This is a genomic window from Streptomyces sp. NPDC002779 (genome assembly GCF_042888685.1).
Lineage (GTDB): Bacteria > Actinomycetota > Actinomycetes > Streptomycetales > Streptomycetaceae > Streptomyces.
This window is the reverse complement of sequence record NZ_JBIAQC010000019.1, coordinates 54,490-77,656: the sequence shown is the minus strand read 5'-3', so window position 1 is coordinate 77,656 and position 23,167 is coordinate 54,490. Positions and strand designations below refer to the sequence as shown.

The following is a 23,167-nucleotide window of genomic DNA, read 5'->3' as shown; positions in this document are numbered from 1 at the left end:
GAGCCGCGGGAGATCGAGGCGGTCCTGACGCGGCATGAGCGGATCGTGCAGTGCGCGGTGGTGGTGCGTGAGGACCGGCCGGGTGACAAACGCCTCGTCGCCTACGTCGTTCCCAGCATGGGCAGCCGTCTCGACACGGAGGAAGTGCGCCGGTTCGTCGGCGGGTCACTACCTGAGTACATGGTTCCGTCCGCCTGTGTCGTACTCGATGCGCTGCCGTTGACCACGAACGGCAAGCTCGACCGCAAGGCCCTGCCCGAGCCCCTGGTCGGTGGTGACGCCGAAGGCCGCGCACCCCGCACCCCGGAAGAAGAAGTCCTCTGCGGACTCTTCGCCGAGATCCTGGGCATCTCCCGCGTAGGCGCCGACGAGAACTTCTTCACCATCGGCGGCCACTCGCTCACGGCCACCCGCCTGATCAGCCGCATCCGCAGCACCCTCGGCGCCGAACTGGGCATCGGTGACCTCTTCGCCGCCCCCACCCCTGCCGCGCTCACGGCCCGCCTCGGCCATGGCACCTCCCGGCCCAGGCCGGCCGTGGTGGCGGTGCGGCCCGAGCTGCTGCCGTTGTCGTACGCCCAGCAGCGGTTGTGGTTCCTGCGGGAATGGGAGGAGGGCGGTTCGACGTACAACATTCCGCTCGCGGTGCGGTTGCGCGGGCCGGTGGACAAGGGTGCGCTTCAGGCGGCGCTGGACGATGTGGCGCTGCGGCACGAGTCGTTGCGCACGCTCTTCCCGGCCGTGGCAGGGCAGCCGTACCAGCACATCACCGCCGACGCCCGCGTCCCGCTGTCCACGCGGGCCGTGACCGAGGCGGAACTGCCCTCACGCCTGGCCGAGGAGGCGGCGCACGACTTCGACCTGGAGGGTGAACTCCCCCTGCGCGCGGCTCTGTTCGAGATCGGCGAGCAGGAGCACGTACTGGTGCTGGTCCTGCACCACATTGCCGGTGACGGCTGGTCGATGGCGCCCCTGGCCCGTGACATGAGCACCGCCTACTCGGCACGCGTAACCGGCGACGCCCCGGACTGGGGCCCGCTGCCGATCCAGTACGCCGACTACACGCTGTGGCAGCGGGACCTGCTCGGCGACGAGCGCGACGTGGACAGTCTCGCGGCCCGCCACCTCGCCTACTGGCAGGAGGCCTTGGCCGAGCTGCCCGAAGAGCTCACCCTGCCCGCCGACCGGCCCCGGCCCGCCACACCCAGCCACCGGGCCGAGGCGATCGACCTCTTCGTGCCCGCCGAACTCCAGGCCCGTATCGGCGGCCTGGCCCGCGAGACCGGGACGACGCTGTTCATGGTGTTGCAGGCGGCGGTGGCTGCGCTGCTGAGCAGGTTGGGTGCGGGGACGGACATTCCGCTGGGGACGGCTGTCGCCGGGCGCACCGACGACAGTCTGGACGACCTGGTCGGCTTCTTCGTCAACACGCTGGTGCTGCGTACGGATGTGTCGGGTGATCCGACCTTCCGGGAACTGCTGACCCGGGTGCGGGCCGCCGACTTGGAGGCGTATGCGCACCAGGATCTGCCGTTCGAGCGGGTCGTCGAGGCGGTCAACCCCGTCCGCTCCACCGCCCGCCACCCCCTCTTCCAGACCATGCTCGTCCTCCAGAACACCGACGACGGCGCGTACGGCTTCGCCGGACTCCGCACCTCCGCCGAGCCCTTGAACCACCGCGCCGCCAAGTTCGACCTGAGCATCGGCGTGGAGGAGACCTTCGACGAGGCCGGCCGGCAGGCAGGCATTAGGGCCGAGTTCGAGTACGCCACCGACCTGTTCGACCGCACCACCGTGGACGACCTGGCACGGCGCTTCCTCCGGCTCTTGGAGGTGGTGACCGCCGAGCCGGACACGCCCGTCGGTCAGGCGGAACTGCTCACGGCCGACGAGCTGCACCGCGTCCTCGACGAGTGGAGCGCCACCGTTCCGGCCGAGATGTGGCGCGAACTGGCGGGCGTGTCCGCACCCGACCGGGCCGCGGCCTACCTCCTCGACGACCACCTGAGGCCGGTGCCGGCCGGGGTCAATGGTGACCTTTACCTCACCGTGCCCGGCCCCGCCGCCCCCGCGGGCGACAGGTTCGTCGCCGACCCGCACGGCGGATCCGGCACCGTGATGTACCGCACCGGCAGGCAGGCCCGCTGGAGCCCCGACGGCCGGCTGGACATCCGGTTGCCCGAGCGGCCGGACCCCGCAGGCCAGGACGAGCCCGCCCCCGCCCGCCGTCCGCGCACCCCCGAAGAGGAAGTCCTGTGCGCCCTCTTCGCCGAGACCCTGGGAGCGGCGCACGTCGGTGTCGACGACAACTTCTTCGCCCTCGGCGGCTACTCGCTCCTGGCCACCGGGCTGATCAGCCGCATCCGCACCGTGCTGGGCGTCGAGGTGGGCATCAGGGCCCTGTTCGGCAACCCGACGGTCGCGCAGCTCGCGGCGCATCTGCGGGCCGAGGACACCGCCCGGCCCAGGCCGGCCGTGGTGGCGGTGCGGCCCGAGCCGCTGCCGTTGTCGTACGCCCAGCAGCGGTTGTGGTTCCTGCGGGAGTGGGAGGAGGGCGGTTCGACGTACAACATTCCGCTCGCGGTGCGGTTGCGCGGGCCGGTGGACAAGGGTGTACTCCAGGCGGCGCTGGACGATGTGGCGCTGCGGCACGAGTCGTTGCGCACGCTCTTCCCGGCCGTGGAGGGGCAGCCGTACCAGCACATCACCACCGACGCCCGCGTCCCGCTGTCCGCGTCCCTCTGCCCTCCGGTGGAGCTGGCCGGGCACGTCCGGCGCGCCGCCCGGCACGCCTTCGACCTGGCGACCGAACTGCCCCTGCGAGCCACGCTGTTCACGCTCGGCGCCGACGACCACGTACTCATGCTGGTTCTGCACCACATCGCCGGTGACGGCTGGTCCATGGCCCCGCTCACCCGCGATCTGAGCACCGCCTACGAGGCGCGCCTGGCCGGGCGGGCCCCGGACTGGGCCCCGCTGCCGATCCAGTACGCCGACTACGCGCTGTGGCAGCGGGACCTGCTCGGTGACGAGGACGACCCCGAGAGCCTTTCCGCTGTCCAACTCGCCTATTGGCGACAGGCGTTGGCCGGGCTGCCCGAGGAGCTCGCCCTGCCGACCGACCGGCCCCGTCCGCCCGTGCCCAGCCATGACGCCGGAGCCATCACGGCCGGCGTTCCCGCCGAACTGCACGCGGATCTGGTGCGGTTGGCGCGGGAGAGCGGGGCGACGCTGTTCATGGTGTTGCAGGCCGCGGTGGCGGCGCTGTTGAGCAGGCTGGGCGCGGGCACCGATGTCCCGCTCGGCACGGCGGTCGCCGGGCGCACCGACGACAGCCTTGACGACCTGGTGGGGTTCTTCGTCAACACGCTGGTGTTGCGTACGGATGTGTCGGGTGATCCGACGTTCCGTGAGCTGCTGGGTCGGGTGCGGGCCGCCGATCTGGAGGCGTATGCGCATCAGGATCTGCCGTTCGAGCGGGTCGTCGAGGCGGTCAACCCCACCCGCTCCACCGCCCGCCACCCCCTCTTCCAGACGATGCTGCTCCTGAAGAACGGATCGGGCGGCGGACTGGACCTGGCCGGTACCACAGCCTCGGAACACCCTGTCGACGTTCATGTCGCCGAGTTCGACCTGCTGTTCGGCGTCGAGGAGGCCCACACGGCCGACGGCGACCCGGCGGGGCTGCGCTGGACGGTCGAGTACGCCACCGAACTCTTCGACCACGGCACGATGCGGACCCTGACGGACCGGCTGGTGAGGCTGCTCGCCGCGTTCGCCGGGGACCCGGACGCCCCTGTCGGCCAGGCCGACGTGCTGTCCGCCGCGGAACGGGACCTCGTCCTGGGCGCCTGGAGCGGTGAGGACCCTGCCGCACCGCCGGCCGAACGCCCCGTGCACCGGTACTTCGAGGAGCAGGCCGCCACCCGGCCCGACGCCGCGGCGCTCGTCCTGAACGAGCGGACGCTGACGTTCGGCGAGCTCAACACGCTCGCCAACACGCTCGCGCACGAACTGATCCGGCGCGGCGCGGGACCCGAGGACCGGGTCGCCGTCCTGCTCGACCGGTCCGTCGAGTCGGTCGTGGCCCTGCTCGCCGTGCTCAAGGCGGGAGCCGTGTACCTGCCCCTGGACACCGGGCATCCGGCCGAACGCATCGCCCACGTCCTGAAGGACGCCGACGTCCGACTGGTCATCACCACGGCCGAACTGGCAGGCACGCTCGCCCCTGACACGGTGCCCGTGCTGCACGTCGACCGGTGCGCGCCGGACGGCCCCGGGCACGACCCGGACGTGCCCGCGCTGCATCCGGCGCACCCCGCCTACATGCTGTACACCTCCGGATCCACCGGGCGCCCCAAGGGTGTGGTCGTGGAGCACCGGGCCCTGGTCAACCTGCTGCACAGCCACGAGTCGACCCTGTTCGCCGCGCATGTACGGGCCACCGGCCGGCCCGCCGCCCGGGTGGCCGTCACCGCGCCGCTCACCTTCGACGCCTCCTGGATGGGACTGCTCGCCCTGTTCGCCGGGCACGAGCTGCACCTCCTCGACGACGCCACCCGGCGCGACCCGGCGGCCATGGTCGGCTACGTCGGACGGCACGGCGTCGACTTCCTCGACACCACACCGACGTACGGCCTGGAGATGCTGGAGCACGGGCTGCTCGGCACCCCCGAACTCACCCCCCGCACCCTGACCTTCGGCGGCGAGGCCATCCCCGAGCCGCTGTGGCGCAGGCTGCTCGCCGAACCGGACGTGACCGCCCACAACTTCTACGGCCCCACCGAGTGCACCGTCGAAACGCTGACCGCACCCCTGCGCGGCACCTCGACGCCCATCGTGGGACGGCCCCTGGAGGGCGCCCGGGTGTACGTCCTCGACGAGGCGCTGCGGCCCGTGCCGCCCGGTGTCACCGGAGAGCTGTACATCGCCGGGCGCGGTCTCGCCCGCGGCTACGCCGGGCGGCCCGGAGCGACCGCGGAGCGGTTCGTCGCCAGCCCGTTCGCGGACGGGGCGCGCATGTACCGGTCGGGCGACCTGGCGCGCTGGCGGGCCGACGGCAGCCTGGAGTTCTGCGGGCGAGCCGACGACCAGGTGAAGGTGCGCGGCTTCCGGATCGAGCCTGGCGAGATCGAGGCCGCGCTCGGGCGTCACCCGGACATCGCCCACGGTGCCGTCGTGCTCCGCGAGGACCGGCCGGGCGACCGGCGGCTCGTGGCCTACGCCGTGCCCGTGCCCGGCCGCACGCCCGACCCCTCCGGGCTGCGCGCGTTCCTCGCCGGCACGCTTCCCGAGTACATGGTGCCCGCCGCTTTCGTCGTCCTCGACGCGCTGCCCGTCACCGGCAACGGCAAGCTCGACCGGCGTGCCCTGCCCGCGCCCGAGTACGGCGGACTCGGACGGGCGCCCGGAAACGAGGTGGAGCGGTCCCTGGCCGCCCTGTTCGAGGACGTCCTCGATGTGCGCGGCACCGGCGTGGACGACAGCTTCTTCGACCTCGGCGGGCACTCCTTCCTGGCCGCCCGGGTGGTCGCCCGCATCCGCGCCCTGCTGCCCGACGTCCTGGGGGACCTGACCCTGCCCGGGTTCTTCCGCACCCCCACGGTTGCCGCCCTCGCCGCCCGCGCCGACGGCCGGGACACCGCCGGATCCGACCTGCTGCTGCCGCTGAGCACGTCCGGCACCGGGGCGCCGCTGTTCTGCGTCCACCCCGTCACGGGGCTCGCCTGGTGCTACGCGGGACTGGCCGCCGCCCTGGACGACCGGCCCGTGTACGGCCTGCAGACGCGTCGGCCCGGCGCCGACGAACGGGCCCTGCCCGCCCGCTGGGAGACCCTGGTCGACGACTACCTGGGCCGCCTCCGCGAGGTACAGCCGCAGGGGCCGTACCACCTGCTCGGCTGGTCCCTCGGCGGGAACATCGCGCACGCCCTGGCCTGCCGGCTGCGCGCCGAGGGCGAGGAGGTGGCACTGCTCGCCCTGATGGACTCCTACCCGCTGCGCGGGCCGGCCCTCGACACCCGGTTCGACCCCGACGACATCGCCGCGTTCCTCCGCCGGGAGGGCACCGCCGACGCCGGTCTCGACGCCGGGTTCGACGAGCCGTTCGTGGCGTCGCTGGCGGCCGCCGCCGCGCACACCGTCGCCCTGGCCGAGGCGGCAGAGCCGGGAGTCTTCGACGGCGATCTGCTCCACTTCACGGCCACCGAGGACCGTGACCCCGCCGCCCCCGTGGCGGACGACTGGCGGCCGCACGTCGCCGGCCGGATCCACGGCCACGCCGTCGCCTGTGCCCACCTGGACATGACGCGGCCGCAGCCCCTTGCCGAGATCGCCGCCCTCCTGGTCCGCACCCTGCACCGGGACTGACACCGAGGAAAGAGCCGATCCATGATCGAAGAGACCGTCCTGCAGTACGAGTTGTCCGACGCCGAGGTGTCCCGGATACGGGAGGAGGTGGCTGGACTCGCCGCCTCCCTGCCCGACCCGGCCGACCCGGCCCGCTACGCCGACAACCGCTTCGCCGACGCCGGACTGCCGCCGCGCCTGAAGGGCTTCCTGGAGAGTTTCCGGCGCACCGAGTCCGCCGCCGGTCTGCTGATCCACGGCTTCCCCGTCGACGACAGCGCCGTCGGACCGACCCCCGGCCACTGGGACCAGGCCACGGATCCGGCGGCCACCCTGGAACAGGAGCTGTTCCTGGCCATGTGCGCGACTGCGCTCGGCGACCCCTTCACCTGGTCCACCCTGCAACTCGGCCGCATGATCCAGAACATCCTGCCGATCCGCGGCGACGAGGAGCGCCAGAGCGGCCACGGCAGCGCCACCCTGCTGGAGTTCCACACCGAGGACGGCTTCCACCCCGGCCGCTGCGACTATCTGCTGCTGTTCGGGATCCGCAACCACGACCAGGTGCCGACCATCCTGGCCTCCGTCCGGGACGTCAAGCTCAGTCGCGAGGATCTGGCCCTGCTGATGCGTCCGCTGTTCCACATCCTCCCCGACGACGAGCACATCCGGCAGTTGCAGCTGCGGCACCCCGACCACCCGGCGCTCACCCGCATGGAGCAGATGCTGCACTCCCCGGAGGCCGTGCCCGTCCTGTTCGGCGACCCCGACCGGCCCTATCTCCGTATCGACCTGCCCTTCATGCGCTGTGCCTCGGACGAGCCGGCGGCCGAACGGGCCGTGTACACCCTGATGGCCGAGCTGGAGCGGGTGCAGCACACGGTCGTCGTGGAGCAGGGCAGCCTGCTGATCGTCGACAACTACCTGGCGGTGCACGGCCGCAAGTCCTACCCGGTGCGCTACGACGGCAGCGACCGCTGGCTGAAGCGGATGATCGTCAGCCGCGATCTGCGCAAGGCGGCCCCGGTGAGCCGGATGACGCGCCACCGGGTGCTGTTCTGACCCCGGCCGCCCGCTGCCCCTTTCTCTTTCCGACCCGCACGTGCCACCTAGGAGTCAGACATGCGCACCGTCGTCATCACCGGCGCGTCCAGCGGCATCGGCCGCGCCACCGCCCTGCGCTTCACCGAGGCGGGCGACCATGTGGTCAACCTGGACATCAAGGCACCCGAACCGGACGGTCGCCCGGCCGGACGGTGGATACGGGCCGACACCGCCGACTGGAACGCCGTAGGGGAGGCCCTCGCTGACGTCCACCGCGACACCGGACGCCTCGACGTGGTCATCGCCAACGCCGGGATCAGCGTCCGGCACGGCGTCCTCGACATCCAGGAGAAGGACGCCCGCCGCATCACCGACGTCAACCTCCTCGGCGTCCTGGGCGTCTGGCAGGCCGCCGCCCGCCTCATGATCGACCAGGGCCATGGCGTCCTGCTGGCCACGGCATCCGTCAACGGCCGCCGGGGATACCCCTATTACGCCGACTACAACGCCACCAAGGCCGGCATCGTCGCCCTGACCCAGACCTTCGCGCTGGAGCTCAGCCCGCTGGTGCGCACCGCCTGTGTCAGCCCCGGCGGTGTGCTCACGCCCATGCAACTCGCCGAGTACACCGAGGAGATGCTCGCCGACACCAACGCGCGCATCCCCGCCGGACGGCACGCCGACCCCGCCGAGATCGCCGCGGCCTTCTGCTATCTGGCCTCGGCCGAGGCCGGCTTCCTCACCGGGCAGGAGCTCGTGATCGACGGCGGGGAGACCGCCGGTGCCACGACGTCCGCGTACGGCACCGCCGTACGGGCCGGGCACTGACCGGACGGGGGAGCAGTCCGCATGCAGACCACCACCCGCGGCGCCGCGGGCCCTGCCCGGGGCGCCCCGGCCACCGGGCTCGACATCGTGGTGACCGGCACCTCGTCCGACGCGCACACCTGGAACCTGATCTACCTCGAACTCCTCCTCACCGAGTGGGGACACCGGGTGACCAACCTCGGGGCCTGTGCCCCCGACACACTCGTCGCCACCGAGGCGCTGGCCCACCGCCCCGACCTCGTCGTGGTCAGCAGCGTCAACGGCCACGGTGCCGCCGACGGACTGCGGCTGATCGCGCGGTTCCGCGCCGAACCGAGGCTCGCCGCGCTCCCGGTGGTGATCGGCGGCAAGCTCGGCACCGCCGAGGCAACCACCCGGGCCTGGCTGCCCCGGCTGCGGACCGCCGGGTTCGCGGAGGTGTTCGAGGAGAGCGCCGGGGCCGCGCCCTTTCGCCGCTACCTCGACACGCTCACGGCCGGGGTGTGCCGCTGATGGACGCCCCGACCACCACCGGGTTCGGCGCGTTCGTCCGTAACGCGCGCGAACTCGTCGTCCAGCCCCGCATGGGCTTCGGCTCACCGGAGCGGATGCGCCGGGGCCTGCTCGCCACCCGCGACGCGGACGCCACCGCGGTCGGCACGCTCACCCTCGACAGCTACACCAGGGTCGGCGACCTCAACGCCGCCCGGCGTGCCGTCACCGAGGGCACCGACCTCAACGGCTACCCGCTGCTCACCCACGGCCCGGCCGCCACCCGCCGCATGCTCGACGGGATCGACGGCCCCGGGTTCCCCGTCCAGGTGCGGCACGGGTCCGCCGCCCCGCAGAGCATCGTGCGCGGCCTGCTCGCGGCCGGACTGCACGCCACCGAGGGCGGCCCCGTCTCCTACTGCCTGCCCTACAGCCGCACCCCGCTCGCCGACGCCGTGGACAACTGGACCCGGGCCTGCGAACAGCTCGCCGAGGCCCGCCGGCCGGGCGTCGAACCGCATCTGGAGTCCTTCGGCGGCTGCATGATGGGCCAGCTGTGTCCGCCCGGACTGCTCGTCGCGCTGTCCCTGCTGGAAGGGATGTTCTTCGTCCGGCACGGGCTGCGCAGCATCTCCCTGAGCTACGCGCAGCAGACCGACCCGCACCAGGACGAAGAGGCGGTACGGGCGTTACGCGCGCTCGCCGCCGACCTGCTGCCCGGCGTGGACTGGCACATCGTCGTCTACACCTACATGGGCGTCTATCCGCGCACCCCGGCCGGCGCCCGGGCCCTCCAGGACCGGGCGGTACGGCTCGCGGTGCGGGCCGGTGCGCAGCGGCTCATCGTGAAGACCACGGTCGAGGCGCGCCGTATCCCCACCGTCGCCGAGAACGTCGCCGCCCTGGAGACCTCGGCGCACACCGCCCGCACCGTCCGCCCGGGCGGCCCGGCAGCGCCGGACGACGGCGACCGGGACAGCCAGGTGTACGCCGAGGCCCGCGCCCTGGTGGAGGCGGTGCTGAGTCTCGGCCCCGACATCGGCCGCGGACTGCTCACGGCGTTCGGCCGGGGCTGGCTCGACGTGCCGTACTGCCTGCACCCCGACAACGCCGGGCGCAGCGCCGGATACATCGACGAGCGGGGCCGGCTGGGCTGGAGCTCCGTCGGCGCCATGCCGATCGGGCAGGTCGTCAAGGCCCGCCCGGCCGCCGCCCTCACCTCGAGCGGCCTCCTCGACGCGCTGCACTTCGTCGAGACCCGCCTCGACCTCGGCGAACTCACCACGACCGGCCCGCACCGCGAGCCCGCGCGGGCCCGCTCATGAGACCGGCCCACGAGCCGACGCACCACAGCAGCCCACCCACGCGAGGGAGCGACACGTCATGAGCGCACTGCACGCCTCCGGCTTTCCGGAGGACGAGATACGGGCCAGGGCCCGGCAGGGCGCGGCCCGCGTCTTCCCGCCCGCGTCCGCCTACGGCAGCGAACTGTTCGGCGCCGTCGGGCGCGGCGGCGACGACGTCCTGGACCGGACCCGGCTGGTGCCGCCGGCCTTCATGCCGCGCCGGCTGGAGAAACTGATCGAGCTGGCCCGCGAACCCCTGTACCGGGACGTGGACACGGCCACCGACATCGGCGGCTTCCCAGCCCAACTGCCTCTGTACATCTCCGCGTTCGGCTCCACCCAGGTCGCCAGCCGCGACCTGGGCGTGGCCGCCGCCCGGCAGGCGGCCCGGCTCGGCATCCCCATGGTCGTCGGCGAGAACATCGGCCCCGTCAACGGCACGGGACGGCTCGGCGAACGCGAGGGCCGCACCCTGCTCGGCCGTATCGCCGCCTACCAGGACGCCCTGGAGGGTGCCGGCGGTGTGGCCGTACAGCAGTCGACCGAGGACGCCGACGCCGAGATCTGGAACCTCGTCTACAGCGACCCCTCCGTGCGGCCGCTGCTGGACGCCGGGCGGCTCGCCTTCGAGCTGAAGGTGGGGCAGGGCGCCAAACCGGGGCTCGGCGGCATGACCGTCGTCGACGCGGCCGACGCCGAGCGGCTGGAGGAGCAGTACGCCGTCGAGCCCGTGCTCGGCGACGGCACCTCCCGAGTGCTGCGCAGCGGCAGCCCCGGCACCTTCACCGAGGAGATCCTCGCCCACCAGGTCCGCCTGATGCGCAACAACTTCCCCCGGGCCAGGATCTGGGTGAAGCTGCCTCCCGCCCGCGACGTGGGGGCCGCGGCCGCCACCGCCTGGGCGGCCGGCGCCGACTCGGTCACCGTCGACGGCGCCGAGGGCGGCTCCGGCTGGGCCCCGCTCGCCTTCCTCGACGACGTGGGCCTGCCCCTCGCGGAGTGCCTGCGCCGGGTGCGGCCGGGACCCGAGGAGTGCCTGCTCGTCAGCGGCCGGATGTGGGAAGGCGCCCGCGCCGCCAAGGCACTGGCCGCCGGGGCGCGCGCCGTGGGTCTGGGCCGGGCCGCGCTGCTCGCCGTGGACGAGGACCCCGAAGCGGGACTCGACCGCCTGGTGGCGGCCCTCGCCCTCGAACTGCAGCTGATCGTCAGCGCGTTGGGCAAGTACCACCCCCGCGACCTGGACCCCGACGACCTTTGGCACCCGGACAGTTCGTACATGGCACCCCAGCCTGTGCCTGCGGCAGCGCGAGTACCCTGACCGGCCACGCGACTCGGACGCGTCGTCCTGATCAACTCCTCGGCCGGAAGCGAAACTTCCCGCCACCTGCCTGGTCAACTGCCTCTTCGGCGGCCGGGACGTTCCTACGATCGACGCAGTCCGCACCGACCAGCCGTCCGACCCACGACAGACGGGACAGCCCGATGCCGAACCCCTTCGAGAACGAGAACGGACAGTACCTGGTCCTCGCCAACGACGAGGAGCAGCACTCGCTGTGGCCCGCCCAGATCGCCGTACCGGCCGGCTGGCGCACCGTCCACGGCGTCGACAGCCGCGCCGCGTGCCTGGAGTACATCGAGACCCACTGGACCGACATCCGCCCGGCGAGCCTGCGCCGGGCCATGGACCGGATGGCCGGCTGACGATGACCGGCCATCTGCTCCAGGACACCACGGTGGTCCGGCCCGTACCCCGGCCGAACGCCCCCCGCTCCCTCGTCTGCCTCGGCTTCTGCGGCGGCGGCACCGGCTCCTACCGGGCCTGGCTGCCGTCGCTGGGCGAGGCCACCGACCTGGCCCTCGTCTGCTACCCGGGCCGCGAGGGCCGCTTCGCCGAGGAGTTCGCCCCGGACTGGGACACCCTCGCCGAGGACACCGCCGACGCCGTGGCCCGCGCCGCGGCCGCCGCGCCGGACCGCCCCTACCGCCTGTTCGGCCACAGCATGGGCGGCTGGATGGCCTTCGACGTCACCGTACGGCTCGCCGAGCGCGGCGCCCCGCTGCCCGAGCGCCTGATCGTCTCCTCGTGCAACGCGCCCGACCGCGGCGTCACCGAACGCGACCGCTTCCCGCGTCTGGAGGACGCCGAAGGGCGCCTCCTTGAGTGGATGCGGACCATCGGGCTGCTGCCCGACTACGCGCTCGACGACCCCGACCTGCGGGAGATGGCGATCGAGCTGATGCGCGCCGACATCACCGTCCGCGACTCCTACCGGCCCCGGCCCGGCGTCACCACCTCCGTGCCCGTGCATGTGCTGTACGGCGAGGACGACGAGGTCATCGAACCGGCCGTCGCCGAGCAGTGGGCACGCTGCGCCACCGGCGGACTCCGCGTGGACGCCCTGCCCGGCGGCCACTTCTACACCCCGCCGGTGTGGGCGGCCCTGCCCGACCACTTCGCCGACGCCGACCTGCAGGAGGGCCTGCGATGACACCCCGCTGGCTGGAGGAACCCGGTGCGCCGGTCACCGCCGTCGTCGACGGCCTGCCGGACGCGGCCGCCGCCGCGGACTGGATCGACACCTACCGGGACGAGCTGCGCAGCGTGCTCACCCGGCACGGCGCGCTGTATCTGCGCGGCCTTCCGGTGCGCACCGCCGCCGACTTCGCGCTCGTGCGGGACGCCCTGTTCGCCGCGCGTGCCAAGTACCAGGAGAAGGCCACCCCGCGCAGCGACTTCGGCGACGACGTGTTCTCCTCCACCGACCTGCCGCCCGCGCAGGCCATCCGGATGCACAACGAGAACAGCTACACGCTGACCTTCCCCGGCCTGCTGCTGTTCGGCTGTCTGACGGCCCCCGCGGAGGGCGGCGCGACCCCGGTCGCCGACGTCCGCCGCGTCCTCGACCAGCTGCCCGCCGACCTCGTCGACCGCTTCCGTCGGCACGGCTGGTCGCTGGCGCGCAACTACGCCGAGCACATCTCGCTGGACTGGCGGACCGCCTTCGCCACCGACTCCCGCGCCGACGTGGAGCGTTACTGCGCCGCCAACGCCATCGACGTTACCTGGGGCGGCGACGACACCCTGCGCACCCGGCAGGTGCGCTCGGCGACCGTCCGCCACCCGCACACGGGCGAGGAGGTCTGGTTCAACCACGTCGCGTTCTGGAGCGAATGGGCGCTCGACCCCGACATCAGGGACGTGCTGGTCGGCGAGTTCGGCCGCGACGGGCTGCCGTTCAACACGGCGCTCGGCGACGGCTCCCCGCTGAGCCCCGAGGACGTGGCCGCGCTCGACGCGGCCTACGCACGCGCCACCGTACGGCGTGCCTGGCAGCCCGGCGATCTGCTCCTGGTCGACAACATCCTCACCGCGCACGGCCGTGACCCCTTCCGCGGCGACCGCAAGATCGTCGTCGCGATGGGCGAACCGGTGGCCCTCGCCGACTGCGCACCTTCCCTGCCCGTCAGCGCACCCGCTCTGGCCGGCCGCGCCTAAAGCGTGTCGCGAAAGCCCCCGAGAGGAGCCCACCCATGTCCGCAACACCGCCCGGCGGGTCGTCACCGGCCCGCGGCACGGCCACGGCGGCCGCACCACGGACGTCGGCGTCCGTCGCCGTCGGCACCCGCCCGGGGCCCGCGTCCACCCCTGCCGCAACGCCCACGTCCACCCCCGCCACGCCCGCGTCCGCCCCCGTCCGGGACCTTCTGCACCGCTTCCGGGAGGCCGTCGCGCGGCACCCGTGGCGGGACGCCGTGGTGGCGGCCGACGGCACCACCGTCGGCTTCAGCACCCTCGACGGTCGGGTACGACGGCTGTCGGCCGCCCTCGTCGGAGCCGGCGTCCGGCCCGGACAGCACGTCGGGGTCGCCCTGGGCCGGGAGCCCGACCTGGTCGTGGCCCTGCTCGCCGTCTGGCGGGCCGGCGCCGCGTACGTCCCCCTCGATCCGGCCCACCCGCAGGCACGCCTGGACGACATGGTCGAGGACGCCGGCATCCAGGTCGTCGTGTCCGCCGACCCGGCCCGCACCTGGCCGGAGGGGGTGCGGACCGTCGCTGCCGATGCGAGCGCCCTGTTCACCGTCCCCGAGGTCCCGGTGCCCGCCGACGCCCCCGCCTACGTCATCTACACCTCCGGCTCGACCGGCCGGCCCAAGGGCGTCGCCGTCACCCGTGGCGCGGCCGCCCGACTGGTCGCCACCCTGGAGGAGAGCGGCTGCTACACCGGCCGCCCCGCCCGCGTGGCCTGGAACGCCAGCGTGTCCTTCGACGCCTCCGTGCAGCAGTGGGCCCGCGTCTGCCGCGGCGACACCCTGCTGTTGCTCTCCGAGGACCAGCGCGCCGACCCGGCCGCATTCGCCGCGCATCTCCTCCACGAGGGCGTCACCGACCTCGACGTGACCCCTTCCCACTGGTCCGTCCTGCGCGACCGGGTCGTCGAGACGGCCGGGCAACTCCCGGACGGCATACGGCTGTTCGTCGGCGGCGAGGCGATCCCCGCGCCCATGTGGCAGGACCTGGCCGACCTCGGTACCCGGGGGATCGTGCACGCGCTCAACCTGTACGGGCCGACCGAGTGCACCGTCGACTCCACCGTCGGCCGCGTCGACGGCGCCGAGCCGCACATCGGCCCGCCGCTGCCCGGCGTCGGCGCCCACGTCCTCGACGACACCCTGCGCCCCGCCACCGAGGGCGAGCTGTACCTGACCGGCCCCGCCCTCGCCCTCGGCTATCTGCGCCGCACCGCCCTGACGGCCGAGCGGTTCACCGCCTCGCCGTTCGGCCCGCCCGGCAGCCGGATGTACCGCACCGGCGACCGGGTCCGCCGCCGCCCGGACGGCAGCCTCGCCTGTCTCGGCCGGGTCGACCACCAGGTCAAGGTGAACGGACTGCGCATCGAACTCGGCGAGATCGAGGCCGTCCTGACGGACCATCCGTTGGTCACCGCCGCGGTCGCCGTCGTACGGGAGGACGCCCGGCTGGGCCGCGCCCTGGCCGCCTACTGGGTCCCCGCGCCCGGCGCGGACACCGACCCGGAGCCGCTGCGCCGCCACCTGGGCTCCCGGCTGCCCGCCCATATGGCGCAGCTGTCACTGACCGCCCTGGACAGCCTCCCGCTGGGCGTGGGCGGCAAGGTCGACCGCACGGCCCTGCCCGAACCGGCCGAGCAGCACCGGCCGGACGGTGCCGACGCCGCGCCCGCGGGTGAGCTGGAGACCCTCATCGCCGGTGCCTGGCAGGACGTCCTCGGCCGCGAACGGGTGCTGGCCACCGACGACTTCTTCGCCCTCGGCGGGCACTCGCTGCTCGCGCTGCGCGTGATCGCCGACCTGAAGAAGCGGCGCGGGGTGGTCATCCCCACCCGCATGGTCTACCGGCATCCGCGGCTGCGCGATCTCGCCCGCGCGATAGCGGACCGCAGCGACCACTGACCGCCGCCGCCCATTGAGCCCCTTCCGGAAAGGCCCCGCCCCGATGCGGACATCCCCAGCCTCCCGAGTCTCGCTGTACGGACTGCTGAGCGCCTACACGGTCTCGCTGTTCGGCACCCGGCTGACCATGATCGCCCTGCCCTGGCTGGTGCTCGTCACCTCCGGCAGCGCGTCACTGACGGGACTCGTCGTCTTCGCCGAGGCGGTGCCGCTCGTCCTGGGCAAGGCACTGGCGGGGCCCTTGATCGACCGGTTCGGGGCGCGCAGGTTCAGCGTCGCCGCCGACCTGGCCAGCGCCGCGGTGGTCGCGACGGTTCCGCTCTGCCACTGGCTGGGCGTCCTGCCGTACGGACTGCTGCTGGCGCTGGCCACTCTGCTCGGGCTGGCCCGCGGGCCCGGCGACGTGGCCAAGCGGACCCTCACCCCGGAGACCGCCGAGGCGGTCGGTATGCCGCTGGAGCGGGTGAGCGGCATGGTGGGCACCCTGGAACGGCTCGCCGGCACCGCCGGGCCCGCCGCCGGCGGCGCCGTGGTCGCCTTCTTCGACCCGATGTGGGCCCTCGCGGTCAACGCCGTCACCTTCCTGGTCTCCGCCCTGATCATCGCCGCCACCGGGTCCGGCCGCGGCCCCGCGCCCGCGGAGTCCACCGACACGGCGCCCGAGGAGGAGAGCTACCTCGAACGGCTCCGCGCCGGGCTGCGGTTCCTGCGCCAGGACCGGCTGCTGCGGTCCATCGCCGTCATGCTGAGCGTCACCAACCTCATCGACGCGGCGTACGGCTCCCTGCTCATCCCGGTCTGGGCGGAGGAGACCGGCGGCGGCCCGGCCGCGATCGGTGCCCTGGGCTCGGTGTTCGGCATCGCCGCGGTCGGCGGCTCCGCACTCGCCACCGCGCTCGCGCACCGGCTGCGACGCCGGCCGACGTACGTCATCGCCTTCCTCCTCGCCGGGCCGCCCCGCTTCCTGGTGCTGGTCTTCGACCTGCCGCTGTGGACGGTCCTCGCCGTAGCCGTCGTGGACGGACTGGCCATCGGCTTCGTCAATCCGATCCTCAACGCCGTGATGATGGAGCGCATCCCGCGCCCCTTGCTGGGCCGGGTCTCCGCGCTCACCGACTCCGTCGGCTCCGCCGGCGTTCCGCTCGGCCCCATCCTCGCCGGTTTCCTCGTCACCCTGGCGGGCCTCGGCCCCGTCCTGATCGGCTGCGCCGCCCTCTATCTCGGCAGCACCGTGCTGCCCGCCCTGCGCCCCCACTGGCGCGAACTCGACGACCGGCCACCGCCCGCGGTCACCCCCGAGCCCGACAACCACAAGGTCCCCGCACCCTGAGCCAGTCCCTTCCACCGCCCGAGAGCACACCGCGCAAGAGCACACCTCCGAAGAACACGAGAGGAAAGAGACACATCATGAGCAGTGGCAACCTGAGCGCCGCACGCCTGAAGGGTGACTTCGACGTCGAGCGGCTGCTGGCGGAACTCGCCGTCCTGGAACGCACCCAGTGGGCGGCCCAGCGTACCTACGGCGAGAGCCTGGAACCCAGTGAGGACACCGTCCTCGACTGGCGGGTGCTGCCGCTGCGCAGCCCCGACGGCCGCGCCGACCGCACCGACCCCGGCGGCCTCGGCCTCGTCGAGTACGCCGCCACCCCGTGGCTGGAGAAGACCCCCTACATCCGGTCCATCCTGGACAGCCTGCCCACCGAACTGCGCGCCGTACGGCTGATGTCGCTCGGCGTGGGCGCCGAGGTCGACGAGCACCGCGACCAGCCGTACGGGCTCGCGGCCGGCTGGGTGCGGCTGCACATACCGTTCGTCACCAACTCCGAAGCCGTCCTCACCCTCGACGGGCAGCCCCACACCTGGCAGCCCGGCACCTTGTGGTTCGGTGACTTCTCCCGCCTGCACTCGGTGCGCAACGGCGGCTCCGAGCGCCGCGTCCACCTCGTCATCGACGCCTATGTCAACGCCGAACTGCTGGAGCTGTTCCCGGCCGAGTTCCGCGACCGGATCCGCTGGTCCGAGGTGCTGCTCAACAGCCCCGAGATCCCGCTGACCGAGGACGAACTGGCCGAGTTCCGCAGCACGTTCGCCATCCCCGACGCCTTCCTCTACGGCGAGCCCGAGGAACTGGCCGACGACAGTAGGCCCGACCGGCAGGCCCGGCTCCAACTCGACGGCGGCCGACTCGTTCTGGAGGTCGACGACGAGCCCAGGGCGGCGCTGGTGCACCTGGGCGAAGGCGAGTTCCGCGCCCTCGGCTGGACCGCCGAGCGCACCGTGAAGGCCGAGCGGACCGGCGAGGGACTGCGGCTGCGCTTCCGGATGCGCCAGGGCAGCCGTATGGAGGAGACCGTCCGGACCGCCGCGACGGCTGCGGCCTGAGCCATGCCGTACGCCACCGGCACGCTGCGCGACCCCACACAGGTCCGCGCGTTCGACCCGGCGGCGGTCACCGGCCGGCGGCTCACCCCGCCGGCGGCGGGCGGGCCCGCGCACATCTGGCTGCTGCACGCCGAACGGCACCGTGCGGCGGTCGTGCGGGCGGCGCCCCAGGTGCTCGACGCGCAGGAACGCGCCAGAGCCGCGGCCCTGCGCGTGCCGACGGACCGGGAGTGCTACCTCGCCACCCACCTGGGGCTTCGCCTGCTGCTCGGCGCCTATCTGGGCGCGGAGCCGGCGCGCGTGCCGCTGACCCGGTGGGCGTGCCCGCTGTGCGGCGGACCGCACGGGCGGCCCGGGGTGGTGGGGGACCCGCTGCACTACTCGCTCAGCCACAGCGGCGGTCTCGGACTGCTCGCCTTCGCGGCCGTCCCGGTCGGCGTGGACGTCGAGGCCGTGCCCTCACCGGCCGCAGTGGCCGAGGCCGCCGAGGCCCTGCACCCGCGCGAACGCGACGAACTCGCCCTGCTTCCCCCGACCGCCCGCCCACGCGCCTTCGCCCGGGCCTGGGTCAGAAAGGAGGCCTACCTCAAAGGACTCGGTGTCGGCCTCGCCGAGTCCCCGGCGTCCTGCTATGTCGGCACCGGCACCGAACCCGCCGGCACCGACCGGTCCTGGCTCCTCACGGACGTCCCCGTCGGCCGGGGAGCGGCCGGCGCGGTGGCCGAACGCACGGCCCCGGTGAGCGCGGCCGGCCGACGGGACGAGGGCACCTGAGGGAGGACACGGACGTGGACACGGCCCGACTGCCGGTGCCCGTCCACGCCGGGTCCGCCCGGCAGCGGCATACACGGACAGGACGGGAGGTGAACGACGCCCATGGAACCGATGGCAGGACCCTCAGCGGGCCTCGGCACCGGCCCCGGCCCCGGGCAGGTCGCGCAGACCGCGCAAGGGACGCGACAGCAGCGGAAGGACCGCCGCCACCAAAGCCCCGGCGACGATCCACATCGTCGGACGCGGTCCCACGGCGGAGTTCAGCGCCCCGGCGGCGACGGCCCCCAGCGGAATCGTGCTGAAGTTGATCAGCAGCGCCGTGGAGGTGACACGGCCGAGCAACTCCTCCGGGCAGTACGACTGGCGGAAGCTCACGATGATCACGTTGCAGGCCACGAGCCCGGCCATCGTCACCGTCGAGCCGATCACGAACAGCGCGAGCCGCGGCCCCGGCGCCGTGAGGGGGATCAGCAACCCGAAGACAGAGGAACCGAGTTGGGCGGCCACGAGGGCGCGGGCCGTGCCCAGCCGACGCGCCATCCGGCGCGCGCACACCACCCCGAGCACCCCGCCGACCGCGCCACAGGAGCCGAGCAGCCCCACCGTGCCCGCACCGAGCCCCACCGAGCGGACCAGGAACACGATGTACGTTGCCTCGTAACCGGCCATGGCGAGATTGGCCGCCGCGCCGAACCCGATGACCGCCCGCAGCAGCGGATCACGGCCGATGAAGCGCAGCCCCGCGGACATCTCCTTGCGCAGCCGCGCCCGGCCACCGGCACGCCGCGGCTCCTCGGCCCGTATGCCGCGCAGACACCACGACGACACGATGAACGAGACGGAGTCCAGCAGCAGCCCCGGGACCGTGCCGAGCAGCTGCGCGAGCAGCCCGCCCGCGCCCGGTCCGGCGATCCGGGCCAGATGCTCACCGCCCTGCAACTTCGCGTTGCCCTCCAGGAGTTGGGACCTGTCCACGAGAATCGGCAGGTAGCTGGAGTACGCGGTCGAGAAGAACACCGAGGCCGTGCCGGTGAGAAAGGCCACCGCGAGCAGCTGCCAGACGGTGAGCGCGTCCAGCCACCAGGCGGCCGGGACACTCGTGAACAGCGCCGCCGAGACCAGGTTGCACACATGCATGACCCGGCGCCGGGGCCACTGGTCCACCCAGGCTCCGGCCGGCAGCCCGACCACCAGCCACGGCAGCCACGGCGCGGCCGTCAGCAGTCCGACCAGGGCGGGAGAGGCGTCCAGCGTCACGACCGCGGTGAGCGGAAGCAGCACCGACGTGACGCTCGTGCCGAACCTGCTGGTCGTCTCGCCGATCAGCAGCAGCCGGAAGTTCCGATGGCCGAACAGGCCGCGCCCTGCCGTGCCCGCGGCTGCGTCGACGAGCGGTCTTCCCTCAGCGGTCATGGTGTGCGGGACGCCCTCAACTGCGTTGGCGGACAGAGGAGTTCACGCTACACGAGCCATACGGCCCACCCGGGCCGGACGCGACGCCCCCTGCCCACGCGAGGAATCCGATGACCGACGACCCGCCCGACACGTTGACGCGCTTCCTGGACGACGTCCGCCGCCACCCGGACCGCCCCGCGGCACCCGTGCTCCCCGAACCCCGCCCCGCTCTCGACCTGTTCGAGGAACGGGCGCTCGTCGCCCCCGACGCCATCGCCCTGCGCTTCGAGGGGCAGCGGATGACCTACGGCGAACTCGACGCCCGAGCCGACCGGCTCGCCCGCCGCCTCGCCGCGTGCGGGACCGGCCCCGACGACGTCGTCGCGGCTGCCCTGGACAGGTCCGTCGAATTGATCGTCGCGGTGCTCGCGGTGTGGAAGACGGGAGCCGCGTTCCTGCCGGCCGACCCCCGCTACCCCGCCGCCCGCATCGCCCACATCCTCACCGACGCGCGTCCGGCGCTGCTGCTGACCGCCGCGCACATCAGCCTGCCGGACATACCGTCGGTGTCCCGGATGGACGTCCAGAACGACGACGGGGAAGCCCCCGCACGCCCCGACACCGGTCCCTACCTGGCGCGACGCCCGCGCTCCGACCATCTCGCCTACGTGATCTACACGTCCGGCTCCACGGGCACCCCCAAACCGGTCGCCGTCACCCGGGCCGGGTACGCCAAGCTCGTCGCCCACCAGGCGGCCACCCTGAACGTGGACAGCGGCAGCCGGGTCCTCCAGTTCGCCTCGGCCGGCTTCGACGCCTTCTTCTGGGAACTGGGCATGACCCTCACGGCCGGTGCCGCCCTCGTCCTGGCCCCGGCTGCCCGGCTGCTGCCCGGCCGCGAGCTGGCCCGGCTCGCCGACGAGCACGCGATCAGCCATCTGACCGTGCCGCCCGCCGTCCTGGGCGCCCTGTCGCCCGAGGCCCTGCCCGGCGTCACCACCCTCGTGGTCGCGGGCGAGGCCTGCGGCGCCGAACTCGCCGCACTCTGGGCGCGGGGCCGCACACTGATCAACGGCTACGGCCCCACCGAGACGACCGTCTGCGCCACGATGAGCGAGGCACTGCGCCCCGACGGGAACGTCCCGCCCATCGGCGACCCCGTGCGCGGCACACGCGTACACGTCCTGGACGACCTGCTGCGGCCCGTCCCTGCGGGCGAAACCGGCGAGCTGTACATCGCCGGCGCCGGCCTCGCGCGCGGCTACCGCGGCCGCCCCGGCCCGACCGCGGAACGCTTCGTCGCCGACCCCTTCGGACCGCCGGGAACCCGCGCCTACCGCACCGGAGACCTGGCGCGCCGGACCTCGGACGGACGGCTGGAGTTCGTCGGACGCGTCGACGACCAGGTCAAACTGCGCGGCCACCGCGTCGAGTTGGGCGAGGTCGAGGCCCGCGTCGCCGCCACCGACGGGGTGGCCCAGGCCGCGGTCGTGCTGCGCGAGGACCGCCGGGGCGAGCGCCGGATCGTGGCGTACGTGGTCCCCGAGACCCCGGCCGGCCCGGACAGCGGCGAGCGCGGACGCGTCGAGGACTGGCGTCAGGTCCACGACGCCGTTTACGCGGGGCCCGTCGCGGACCCCGGCGAGGACGACTTCTCCGGCTGGCACGACAGCCGTGACGGCACCCCCCTCCCGATCGAGGACATGCGGGAGTGGCGGGACGCCACCGTCCGCCGCCTCCTGGAGTTGCGCCCCACACGCGTGCTGGAGATCGGCGTCGGCGCCGGTCTGCTCCTCACCGAACTCGCCCCGCACACCGCCGAGTACTGGGGACTCGACTTCTCCGCCGCGGCGATCCGACGGCTGCGCCCACGGGTGGACCGGCTCGGGCTGCCCGAGGGCCGGGTGGTGCTGCGGCAGCAGACCGCGCACGACCCCACGGGCATCCCCGCGGGCCACTTCGACGTGGTCGTCCTCAACTCCGTGGTGCAGTACTTCCCGAGCGGCGCCTACCTCTCCCGCGTGCTCGACGTGGCCGGGCAGGCCCTGGCCTCCGGCGGGCGGCTCTTCGTCGGCGACGTCAGAAACCTCCGCCTGCGCGACCGCGTCCGCCTCGGCGGCGTACAAGACGTACCGGAACTCCTCGTCGACCCCGACTACTTCGCCGTCCACGCAGCCCACTCCGGCCGGTTCACCACCTGTGACGTGCGGCTGAAGCGCGGCGAGCGGATCAACGAACTGACCGCTCTGCGGTACGACGTGGTCCTGGGCACGGGCGCGGCCCCGGACCAACCTGACACCGGACCCGTACTGCGCTGGGGCGTCGACGCCCGCACCCCGGACGCCATCGCACGCTTCGCCCGCACCCGGCGGCCCGCGCGCTTCACGGTCACCGGCGTGCCCAACGCCCGGCTGACCGGCTTCGTCCACGACCCGGGCCGCCCGCGCCGCGCCACCGCCGACCCCGAACACCTCGCCCGACTCGGCGAGGATCTCGGTTACGGCGTCGCGCTGCGCTGGTCCTCCGCCACGGACGACACCTCCTTCGACGCCGAGTTCACCGAGGGCGGCCCCACCCCCGAACCCCCGGTGCGCGGCACGGCGGACGGCGACCTCGCGGCGTACGTCGGCACACCGCGCACCGCGGCCGACGAGCACCGCCTGCGCGCGTCGGTACGCCGCCAAGCCGCCGCGTTCCTGCCGGACTTCATGATGCCGTCGGCCGTGGTGGTCATGGACCGGCTCCCGCTCACCCCGCACGGCAAGACCGACCGTGCGGCCCTGCCCGCCCCGCCCACCGCGCGGTCCGACGGCCGGTCGGCCCCGCGCCCTCCGCGCACGGACCGCGAGAAGGCCCTGTGCGCGATGTACGCGGACCTGCTCGGCCTCGACGAGGTCGGCACCGACGAGAGCTTCTTCGACCTCGGCGGCCACTCGCTGCTCGCCACCCGCCTGGTCAGCCGCATCCGCGCCGACCTGGGGATCGACATCGCAGTGGGCACGCTGTTCGACGCGCCGAGGGTGGCCGATCTCGCGCCGCACCTGGACGGCGCGCCCACCTCCCGGCCACCACTGCGGCGCATGCGCCGCCCCGACTGAGGCCCGCCCGGCGTGAACCGGACCGCAACCGACCGACAGGGGACCCCCGCC

Annotated in this window: 15 protein-coding genes; 14 read left to right on the top strand and 1 reads right to left on the bottom strand. The window is 73.6% G+C overall.

Going from position 1 to position 23,167, the window contains the following annotated elements; translation table 11 throughout:
- Positions 1-12 precede the first annotated feature (12 nt).
- The 13 genes from ACFYW5_RS33760 to ACFYW5_RS33700 all read left to right on the top strand — a co-directional run bounded on the left by ACFYW5_RS33760 (position 13) and on the right by ACFYW5_RS33700 (position 18,623).
- The gene (locus ACFYW5_RS33760; protein ID WP_389420953.1) at positions 13-6,369 is read left to right on the top strand and encodes an amino acid adenylation domain-containing protein; all 6,357 of its coding nucleotides are present in this window, start codon (positions 13-15) and stop codon (positions 6,367-6,369) included.
- Positions 6,370-6,390: 21 nt separating this feature from the next.
- Positions 6,391-7,410 carry a guanitoxin biosynthesis L-enduracididine beta-hydroxylase GntD gene (gene gntD / locus ACFYW5_RS33755; protein ID WP_389420951.1) on the top strand — a complete coding sequence of 340 codons (1,020 nt, stop codon included), beginning with the start codon at positions 6,391-6,393 and terminating at the stop codon, positions 7,408-7,410.
- A 60-nt stretch (positions 7,411-7,470) separates the two neighbouring features.
- On the top strand, positions 7,471-8,220 hold the full coding sequence (locus ACFYW5_RS33750) for an SDR family NAD(P)-dependent oxidoreductase (RefSeq protein ID WP_389420950.1): 750 nt from the start codon (positions 7,471-7,473) through the stop codon (positions 8,218-8,220).
- A 21-nt stretch (positions 8,221-8,241) separates the two neighbouring features.
- A complete protein-coding gene (locus ACFYW5_RS33745) occupies positions 8,242-8,712 on the top strand; it encodes a cobalamin B12-binding domain-containing protein (RefSeq protein ID WP_389420949.1) in 471 nt (156 codons plus the stop codon).
- Positions 8,712-10,016, top strand: a complete 1,305-nt coding sequence (locus ACFYW5_RS33740) for a methylaspartate mutase (protein WP_389420948.1) — start codon at positions 8,712-8,714, stop codon at positions 10,014-10,016. Before ACFYW5_RS33745 ends, ACFYW5_RS33740 begins: the two co-directional genes overlap by 1 nt.
- 58 nt (positions 10,017-10,074) lie before the next feature.
- Positions 10,075-11,355 (top strand): glutamate synthase-related protein, encoded by a 1,281-nt coding sequence (locus tag ACFYW5_RS33735; RefSeq protein WP_389420947.1) that lies wholly within the window; start codon positions 10,075-10,077, stop codon positions 11,353-11,355.
- A gap of 164 nt (positions 11,356-11,519) precedes the next feature.
- Entirely contained in the window at positions 11,520-11,738 is a 219-nt protein-coding gene (locus tag ACFYW5_RS33730) for an MbtH family protein (protein ID WP_171145510.1), read from the top strand.
- A gap of 2 nt (positions 11,739-11,740) precedes the next feature.
- Positions 11,741-12,526, top strand: a complete 786-nt coding sequence (locus tag ACFYW5_RS33725; protein ID WP_389420946.1) for a thioesterase II family protein — start codon at positions 11,741-11,743, stop codon at positions 12,524-12,526.
- The gene (locus ACFYW5_RS33720) at positions 12,523-13,533 is read left to right on the top strand and encodes a TauD/TfdA family dioxygenase (RefSeq protein WP_389420945.1); all 1,011 of its coding nucleotides are present in this window, start codon (positions 12,523-12,525) and stop codon (positions 13,531-13,533) included. Before ACFYW5_RS33725 ends, ACFYW5_RS33720 begins: the two co-directional genes overlap by 4 nt.
- A 35-nt stretch (positions 13,534-13,568) precedes the next feature.
- A complete protein-coding gene (locus ACFYW5_RS33715) occupies positions 13,569-15,467 on the top strand; it encodes an amino acid adenylation domain-containing protein (RefSeq protein ID WP_389420944.1) in 1,899 nt (632 codons plus the stop codon).
- A 43-nt stretch (positions 15,468-15,510) separates the two neighbouring features.
- The gene (locus ACFYW5_RS33710; RefSeq protein WP_389420943.1) at positions 15,511-16,797 is read left to right on the top strand and encodes an MFS transporter; all 1,287 of its coding nucleotides are present in this window, start codon (positions 15,511-15,513) and stop codon (positions 16,795-16,797) included.
- Positions 16,798-16,874: 77 nt separating this feature from the next.
- Complete coding sequence (locus tag ACFYW5_RS33705) at positions 16,875-17,849, top strand: aspartyl/asparaginyl beta-hydroxylase domain-containing protein (RefSeq protein ID WP_389420942.1); 975 nt, start codon at positions 16,875-16,877, stop codon at positions 17,847-17,849.
- Positions 17,850-17,852: 3 nt separating this feature from the next.
- Complete coding sequence (locus ACFYW5_RS33700) at positions 17,853-18,623, top strand: 4'-phosphopantetheinyl transferase family protein (protein WP_389420941.1); 771 nt, start codon at positions 17,853-17,855, stop codon at positions 18,621-18,623.
- 123 nt (positions 18,624-18,746) lie between these two features.
- Here the strand turns inward: ACFYW5_RS33700 and ACFYW5_RS33695 are convergent, their stop codons facing one another.
- On the bottom strand, positions 18,747-20,036 hold the full coding sequence (locus tag ACFYW5_RS33695) for an MFS transporter (protein WP_389420940.1): 1,290 nt from the start codon (positions 20,034-20,036) through the stop codon (positions 18,747-18,749).
- Between the two features lie 110 nt (positions 20,037-20,146).
- Here ACFYW5_RS33695 and ACFYW5_RS33690 point away from each other — a divergent pair, with 110 nt between their 5' ends.
- On the top strand, positions 20,147-23,116 hold the full coding sequence (locus tag ACFYW5_RS33690) for an amino acid adenylation domain-containing protein (RefSeq protein ID WP_389420939.1): 2,970 nt from the start codon (positions 20,147-20,149) through the stop codon (positions 23,114-23,116).
- The last annotated feature ends 51 nt before the right edge of the window (positions 23,117-23,167 follow it).

Coding starts and splice junctions, on each gene's coding strand:
- gntD (WP_389420951.1), top strand. CDS start 6,391: ATGATCGAAGAGACCGTCCTGCAGTACGAGTTGTCCGACGCCGAGGTG.
- ACFYW5_RS33750 (WP_389420950.1), top strand. CDS start 7,471: ATGCGCACCGTCGTCATCACCGGCGCGTCCAGCGGCATCGGCCGCGCC.
- ACFYW5_RS33745 (WP_389420949.1), top strand. CDS start 8,242: ATGCAGACCACCACCCGCGGCGCCGCGGGCCCTGCCCGGGGCGCCCCG.
- ACFYW5_RS33740 (WP_389420948.1), top strand. CDS start 8,712: ATGGACGCCCCGACCACCACCGGGTTCGGCGCGTTCGTCCGTAACGCG.
- ACFYW5_RS33735 (WP_389420947.1), top strand. CDS start 10,075: ATGAGCGCACTGCACGCCTCCGGCTTTCCGGAGGACGAGATACGGGCC.
- ACFYW5_RS33730 (WP_171145510.1), top strand. CDS start 11,520: ATGCCGAACCCCTTCGAGAACGAGAACGGACAGTACCTGGTCCTCGCC.
- ACFYW5_RS33725 (WP_389420946.1), top strand. CDS start 11,741: ATGACCGGCCATCTGCTCCAGGACACCACGGTGGTCCGGCCCGTACCC.
- ACFYW5_RS33720 (WP_389420945.1), top strand. CDS start 12,523: ATGACACCCCGCTGGCTGGAGGAACCCGGTGCGCCGGTCACCGCCGTC.
- ACFYW5_RS33715 (WP_389420944.1), top strand. CDS start 13,569: ATGTCCGCAACACCGCCCGGCGGGTCGTCACCGGCCCGCGGCACGGCC.
- ACFYW5_RS33710 (WP_389420943.1), top strand. CDS start 15,511: ATGCGGACATCCCCAGCCTCCCGAGTCTCGCTGTACGGACTGCTGAGC.
- ACFYW5_RS33705 (WP_389420942.1), top strand. CDS start 16,875: ATGAGCAGTGGCAACCTGAGCGCCGCACGCCTGAAGGGTGACTTCGAC.
- ACFYW5_RS33700 (WP_389420941.1), top strand. CDS start 17,853: ATGCCGTACGCCACCGGCACGCTGCGCGACCCCACACAGGTCCGCGCG.
- ACFYW5_RS33695 (WP_389420940.1), bottom strand. CDS start 20,036: ATGACCGCTGAGGGAAGACCGCTCGTCGACGCAGCCGCGGGCACGGCA.
- ACFYW5_RS33690 (WP_389420939.1), top strand. CDS start 20,147: ATGACCGACGACCCGCCCGACACGTTGACGCGCTTCCTGGACGACGTC.